Here is a 6,553-nt window from a genome sequence, read left to right as displayed (position 1 = left end):
GGCGGTCGTGGTCGCCGGCTGCGCCCTGGCGCTCGCCGCGCCCGCGTTCACCGGGCACACGCGCGCCGCCACGCCCGAGGCGCTCGCCGTCGGCGTCGACGTGCTGCACCTGGTCGCCGGGGCCGTGTGGCTCGGCGGGCTGGTCGCCGTCGTCCTCGTGCTCGGCGACCTCGTGCACGACGACGCCGGTGCCGTGCTCCTCGGCCGGTTCTCCGCCGTCGCCGCCGGTGTCCTCGCCGGGCTCGTGGTCGCGGGCGTCGTCCTGGCGTGGCGGGTCGCGGGGAGCTGGGGCGCGCTCGTCGAGACCGGCTACGGCGCGCTCCTGCTGGTCAAGGTTCTCGTCGCGCTCGTCGCCGTCGGCCTGGCCGCGTGGAACCGGTACGTCCTCCTGCCCCGCCTGCGCGCGGCCCGCCGACCGCGCGAGCGGACGGACCCGGCCCGGCGCGTGGTCCGCACGGCGCTCGCCGAGGCCGTCGTGCTCGGCGCCGTGCTGGGGGTCACGGGGTTCCTCGTCGACCGCAGCCCCGAGGCCGAGCAGGCCACGGTCGCCGGGCAGCCGAGCGCCGCCGCGGTCACCGAGGCGGTGCGGCTCGACGGGGTCACCGCCCAGGTGTCGCTCGACCCGCCCGCCGTCGGCCCGACCACCGTGACGATCGCCATGACCGACGCCGCCGGGGCGCCCTTCGAGGGGTACGCGGCCCCCGAGCTCGCGCTGACGGCGGGCGACGTCGACCTCGGCCTCGTGCCGCTGGCGTCGCAGGCACCTGGCGTGTACGCGGGCGAGGTCGTCCTGCCGACGTCGGGGGACTGGGACGTCCGCGTCTCGCTGCGCACCACCGAGTTCGACAACCCGGTGCAGACGGCGACGTTCCGTGTGCCCTGAGCAGGTGCCCTGAGCAGGTGCCCTGAGCAGGTGCCCTGAGCAGGTGCCCTGAGCAGGTGCCCTGAGCAGGTGCCCTGAGCAGGTGCCCTGAGCAGGTGCCCCGGCCCGACCGGCGTCAGCCGAGCCGGTCGCTGATCACCGCCTCGGCGTGCCGCCGCAGCGGGAGCGCCACGTCCCGGTGCCTGCCCAGGCGCACCAGGGCCAGGTACCTGTCGGCGGCCGCGAGCTGCGCGACGGCGCCGGAGTACGTGCCCAGCACGTCGGCGAACTCCGCCCGTACCCGGTCCGCGACGGCCGGCCGGAGCACGGCCGAGCAGGCGAGCACCGCGGCGTCGTACCCCACGGGCGCGCGCCCCCAGGTCTCCCAGTCGAGGATCGTGAGCCCCGGTGCGGTGAGGTTGCCCAGATGGAGGTCGCCGTGCGCGGTCTCCCACCGCACACGGTCGAGGTCCACCACCACGCCGAACGTCGCGAGCAGCGCGTCCGCGAGCCCCTCCGGCGTCAGGACCGCGCGGTCCGTGGCCACACCGCGCAGCGCTGCCAGCCCGGACCGCAGCGCCGCCCACCACGCGTCGGGCAGGTCGACGTCGTGCCGCAGCACGAGCCCCGTGGTCACGGCGGGGTGGTCGACGGCGGTGAGCAGGTCGGCACGGACCACCTCGCCGTCCTCCGACCACTCGGCGCTGCCGAGGTGACGCGGCATCGGGACCCCGGCGAAGGGTGCGCCGGCCGTCGCCGCGATGCCGTCCCAGCCGTCGCCGGCCGCCCACGCGGGCGGCTGCGCGGTGACGCGCAGCCAGGCGGCGCCCCTAGCCGTGCCCGCCACCGTGCCCGCCACCGTGCCCGCCACCGTGCCCGCCACCCGCACGGCCAGCGTCCGGTCGAAGTCCCCGGCGACCGGTTCCCCGTCCGGCCGCACGCCGAACCGCCCGGCGGCGCGGGCGAGGTACCCCGCCAGGCGCTGCCTGCGCGTCATGTCCCCGCGTGCCATGTGCCTGCGCTCCCGTGCTCGCCCCCGTCGTGAGGCGACGATCGTGGCCGGAGCGCGCGCCGACGGCAACCCCTCCGGGCGGTCCGGTACCGGTGCGGCGGCGTCGTGCGCGCAGTCGTGCACAGAATGGGTCGATGCCGCAGCCACCTCGCCGAAGCCTGTACTCGACGGTGCGCCACGTCCTGCGCGCCGACCCCGCCGACGTGCCCGACACCGAGGTGCAGCCCGCCGTCGACGACGCCATGGTGCTGCGGGCCCTCGACCTCGCGATGCGGGTCGGCGAGCAGATGTTCGCCGTCGGCGCGTCCGCCCACGAGGTGACCCTCGCCGTCACGCGGGTCGCGGAGGCGTACGGGCTGCACGGCGTGCACGTCGACGTGACGTACACGTCGATCGCGCTGTCCTACCAGCGCAGCGGCGAGGGGTGGCCGCACACCCTGCTGCGCGTGGTCCGCGTGGCCGCGCCCGACCACACCAAGCTGCAGCGCCTCCAGGCGCTGCTCGTGGACATCGACGGCGGGCTCGACCTCGACGAGGCACGGGCACGGTTCCGGGCGATCCGCCGCGTGCCGTTCCGGTACCGGCCGCAGGTCGTGGTCGTCGCGCGGGCGCTGCTCACGGTCGGCGTGAGCATCCTGTCCGGCGGCACCGCGACGGTCGCGGCCCTCACCTTCGTCGCGGCGCTCGCCGCGGCGTCGACCCAGTCGGGGCTGGCCCGTCTGCGGGTGCCCTCGTTCTTCAGCCAGATCGCGGGAGCGTTCGTCACCACCGTCGTCGCGGTGGCCGTGTCCGCGCTCGCCGCGGCGGGTGTCGAGCCGTTCACCGGGATCCGGCCGTCCATCATCGTGGCGTCCGGGATCGTGCTCATGCTGTCGGGCCTGACCGTGGTGGGCGCGGCGCAGGACGCCATCGACGGCTTCGCGCTGACCGCCGCGGGCCGCATCCTCGACCTCACCCTCCAGACGCTCGGGCTGGTGGTGGGCATCCTCGCGGGCCTGGAGCTCGGCAGCGTGCTCGGCTACCGGATGACGCTGCCGGACGGCCCGCTGCCGCTCGGCCCGCTGCCCGGCCAGGTCGCGGGCGCGGTGATCATCGCGGTCTCCGTCGCGCTGTTCAACGGCGCGGGCCTGCGCATCGTGGTGATCAGCGCCCTGCTGGGCAGCATCACGGCGCTCGGGTACGACGCGGCGGCCTCCCTCGCGGGTCTGCACGTGGCCGCGGCGAGCGGTGTCGCCGCCCTGGTCGCGAGCTTCGTCGGCGTGCTCGTCGCCCACAACCTGCACGTCCCGTCCGTCGCGGTGACGACGGCGGCGATCGTGCCCCTCGTGCCCGGAGGCGCGGTCTTCTACGGCCTGCTCGGCATGGTGCACGCCGACCCGGCGTCGGGCGCACCCGGCGGGGCGAGCTCCCTCGTCCTCGCGGCCTCGGTCGGCCTGGCGCTCGCGGCGGGCGCGTCGCTGGGCATCTACCTCGGCACACCCGTGCGCGCCACGCTCGAGAGCGTGGCGCGGTCCCGCGCCCGGGTCCGCCGCTGAGCCGTCCCCGGTGCCCCGCGCTGGGGCACCGGAGACGGCTTCACCGCCCCGCGGGCGGTCAGGAGCAGGTGGCCAGCTCCTCGGCCGTCGGCGTGAAGCGGACCCAGTCGAAGGACGCGGTGAGCTCCGGCGTCGCCTCCGGGCCGCGGTAGGCGAACGGGCCGAGGTCGGTCGCCGCGAGCTCGTCGGCGGGCGCGGCGCGGCCGAGGTTGCGGAACGTCACCCCGTCGATGCTGTACGACGCCGTGAGCCACTCGCCGTGGTGCGTCATCCGCAGCCACACGGTGTCCCCGGTCTCCGGCGGGGCGAGCGCGGAGTCCTCCGCCGTCCACGCGTCGTTCCGGTCGACGCCGTCCCGGCGCCAGACGAAGTCGAACCGCTTGCCCGCGTCGACGTGCGAGACGTCGACGCGCAGGGAGGTGGCGTCGTCGCGCCGCAGGATCAGGCCGGCCTGCTGGAAGTTGACCTCCGGGTCGAGCGTGAGCTGCGTCGTCACCTGCCACGGCCCGCCGGGCGCCGGGCGCAGCACGAGCGGGGCCGACGTCGAGTTGCCCGGGTACGTCGGCAGGTGCCACGCGCCGTCGGCGACGACGGACCGGTCGAGGTCGCCGCGCACGGACGTCGACCACACCGAGCGGTCGAGCGCGTCGCCGTCCAGCTCGTCCGAGCCCGCGCCCGTGCACTGCGCGTACAGCGGGTCCTCGGGGTGGGTGTTCAGCGGGTCGCGGACGCCGTCCGGGTCGAGCACCGCGTGCCCGACGGTGGTGTGCGAGCGCTCGCCGTACTCGTAGACCATGTGCGTCCGGCCGCGATGGGTCACGATCTGCGGCGACGACGCCCGCCCGGCCTCGGGCGGGGCAGGGTTCGGCACGAACAGCGGCTCGGGGTCGCCGACGTCGGTGAGGGTGCGGTCGACGGGCCGCGCGAAGATCGTCCCGACCGTCGAGCCGTAGACGACGTAGTCCTGGCCCCGCCACCGCCACAGGTCCGCCGCCGACACGTTGACGCCCTCGGCGGGTCCCGGCGTGACGATGGGCTCCGGCCGGACCTCCCAGTCGCGCCCGTCGCGCGAGTACGCCAGGTTGATGTGCCGCACGTTGGTGTCGTAGTTCGTCATGAACAGCATCGCCCAGCGCTGCGGCGAGGACCGGTCCGGGTTGGGGAACACCCGCGCGTAGGACGTCTCGGTCGCGCGGCGGCCCGGCTGAGCGGCGTCGACCATCGCGGTGGTGACCGCCTCGCCGCCGTACTCGAACGTGACGCCGTCGGTCGACGTCGCGTACCGGGTCACCCGGTTGTCGCCGTGGAAGTAGAGGTACATCCGTCGCTCGTCGGGGTTCCACACGGCGTCGGGCGAAGACACGTGCGGCACGTCGTAGACGCCCTCCCAGCGGTTGGCCACGACGGGGCTGCCCTCGTACTGCGTCCAGGGGCCGTCGAGCGAGTCGGCGTACATGAGGTTGATGCCGCCCGGGTCGTCGTGCGGCGCGTAGTAGACGTACCACTCGCCCAGGGGATCGGCCAGGTGCGCGCCGGCGTGGAACACCGACGGGAAGATGAACTCCTGGTTGGGGTTGTGCGGCAGCGTCTCGTCGAGCGGGTCGACGATCGCGCCCGTCGACGTGAAGACCGGCAGGTCGGCCGTGCGGTGGCGCGGCGGGTGGTCCTGGCCCGGGCCGGGAGCGCCGGGCGGCGGTCCCGCCGCCTGCGTCGTGGCGGGGACGAGCGCGGCCACCAGGGCGAGTGCTGCGCCGGCCAGGGCCCGGCCCGCGGTGCGGACTGCCATGTGCGTACTCCTTCGTCGCGGTGCACGCCGTCGGTGGTCGTGCGTCGCCAGCCTTCGGGCGAGGCGGCGAAAGGGTCAAGCGCGGTGATGAGGTTCATCAGCATGCCCCGGTGATAATGCGCCACATCCGACGCCGAGGCCGGTGCAACGGCAGCACGGCGCCCGCTCGGGCGCGCCCGACCGACTGCTAATAATGCGCATCATCCGATTGACCCCGCGCTCGGCGCCCCGTGAGACTCCGAGGGTCAGAGCCGACCGAGGGGTTCGAGGAGGAGCCGTGCCGCGTCGCCGCATCACCCAGACGGACGTCGCCGCGATGGCGGGCGTCAGCCAGGCCACCGTCTCCTTCGTGCTCAACGGCAGCACGCCGGCGGGTGTCCGGATCAGCGAGGAGACGCGCCAGCGCGTGCTCGACGCCATCCGGATCACGGGCTACACCGCCAACCCGGCGGCGCAGCGGCTCGCGGGCGGCCTCGCGCAGATCCTCGGCGTCTTCACCTACGAGGCCACGTTCCCGCGCCCGAGCCGCGACTTCTACGGCCCGTTCCTCACCGGCATCGAGCACGCCGCCGAGCGGCTCGGCGTCGACCTGCTGCTGTTCACGAGCGCTCCGGTCGAGGACGGGCGCCGCCGGCTCACGCGCGAGGGGTGGCAGCGGCTCGGCGTCGCCGACGGCTGCCTCCTGCTCGGCCAGCACGAGCACCGGGGGGAGCTGCAGCACCTGCTCGACACCAACTACCCGTTCGTGTTCATCGGCAAGCGCGGCAGCGACGGCGGCCGCCTGCCCTACGTGGGCGCCGACTACGTGAGCGGCACGGTGCGCCAGATCGACCGCCTCGTCGCCCTCGGGCACCGGCGCATCGGGTACGTGGGCCTGCGCGGCACCGACCAGCCGACCCTCGACCGCGTCGAGGGCTACCGCGACGCCATGAAGGCCCACGGCCTGACCACCCGGTTCGTCGAGCTCGAGGACACGGCGGCCACCGCGGCCGAGATCGTCGAGCAGCGGTTCACCGCCGTCGTCGTGGCGCCGGAGAACCACCCGGAGGAGCTCGCGGACGAGCTCGCCGCCCGCGGCGTGCGCGTGCCGGACGACGTGTCCGTGCTGCTGCTCGGCCAGCCGCACCACCTGCGGCGCGGCGGCAGGGCGTGGTCGGGCTTCTCCGTGCCGCGCGAGGAGATGGGCGCCCGCGCGCTGTACCTGTTGTCGCGCCTCGCCGCCGACGACGGCCCCCGCCGCGAGCGCGACGCCCGGCGGCCGACCGCCGTGACCGAGGCGGAGCTGCACCAGGTGCTCGCGTGCCCGGACGTCGAGGGAGCCACCCTGGCGCCGCCGGGCCGAACCGCGCGCTGAGTGC

At 75.4% G+C, this 6,553-nt stretch carries 5 protein-coding genes; 3 read left to right on the top strand and 2 right to left on the bottom strand.

Annotated elements, in window-relative coordinates; genetic code table 11:
- A partial coding sequence (locus HLB15_RS21590) for a CopD family protein (RefSeq protein WP_171108548.1) occupies window positions 1–883 on the top strand: 883 nt, incomplete at its 5' end.
- A gap of 115 nt (window positions 884–998) precedes the next feature.
- On the opposite strand, the gene HLB15_RS21585 is transcribed toward HLB15_RS21590, so the two are convergent.
- Complete coding sequence (locus tag HLB15_RS21585) at window positions 999–1,874, bottom strand: phosphotransferase (RefSeq protein ID WP_171108546.1); 876 nt, start codon at window positions 1,872–1,874, stop codon at window positions 999–1,001.
- 134 nt (window positions 1,875–2,008) lie between these two features.
- On the opposite strand from HLB15_RS21585, the gene HLB15_RS21580 reads away from it, so the two are divergent.
- Window positions 2,009–3,409 (top strand): threonine/serine exporter family protein, encoded by a 1,401-nt coding sequence (locus HLB15_RS21580; protein WP_171108544.1) that lies wholly within the window; start codon window positions 2,009–2,011, stop codon window positions 3,407–3,409.
- Window positions 3,410–3,467: 58 nt separating this feature from the next.
- Here HLB15_RS21580 and HLB15_RS21575 read toward each other — a convergent pair whose 3' ends face one another.
- Complete coding sequence (locus HLB15_RS21575) at window positions 3,468–5,195, bottom strand: beta-xylosidase family glycoside hydrolase (RefSeq protein WP_171108542.1); 1,728 nt, start codon at window positions 5,193–5,195, stop codon at window positions 3,468–3,470.
- 277 nt (window positions 5,196–5,472) lie between these two features.
- On the opposite strand from HLB15_RS21575, the gene HLB15_RS21570 reads away from it, so the two are divergent.
- Window positions 5,473–6,549 carry a LacI family DNA-binding transcriptional regulator gene (locus tag HLB15_RS21570; protein WP_171108540.1) on the top strand — a complete coding sequence of 359 codons (1,077 nt, stop codon included), beginning with the start codon at window positions 5,473–5,475 and terminating at the stop codon, window positions 6,547–6,549.
- Window positions 6,550–6,553: the final 4 nt, after the last annotated feature.

The sequence above is a fragment of the Promicromonospora citrea genome (assembly GCF_013004695.1).
GTDB classification, from domain to species: domain Bacteria; phylum Actinomycetota; class Actinomycetes; order Actinomycetales; family Cellulomonadaceae; genus Promicromonospora; species Promicromonospora citrea.
Note: the sequence above shows the minus strand (reverse complement) of the source record. Positions and strands in the feature narration are given on the sequence as shown.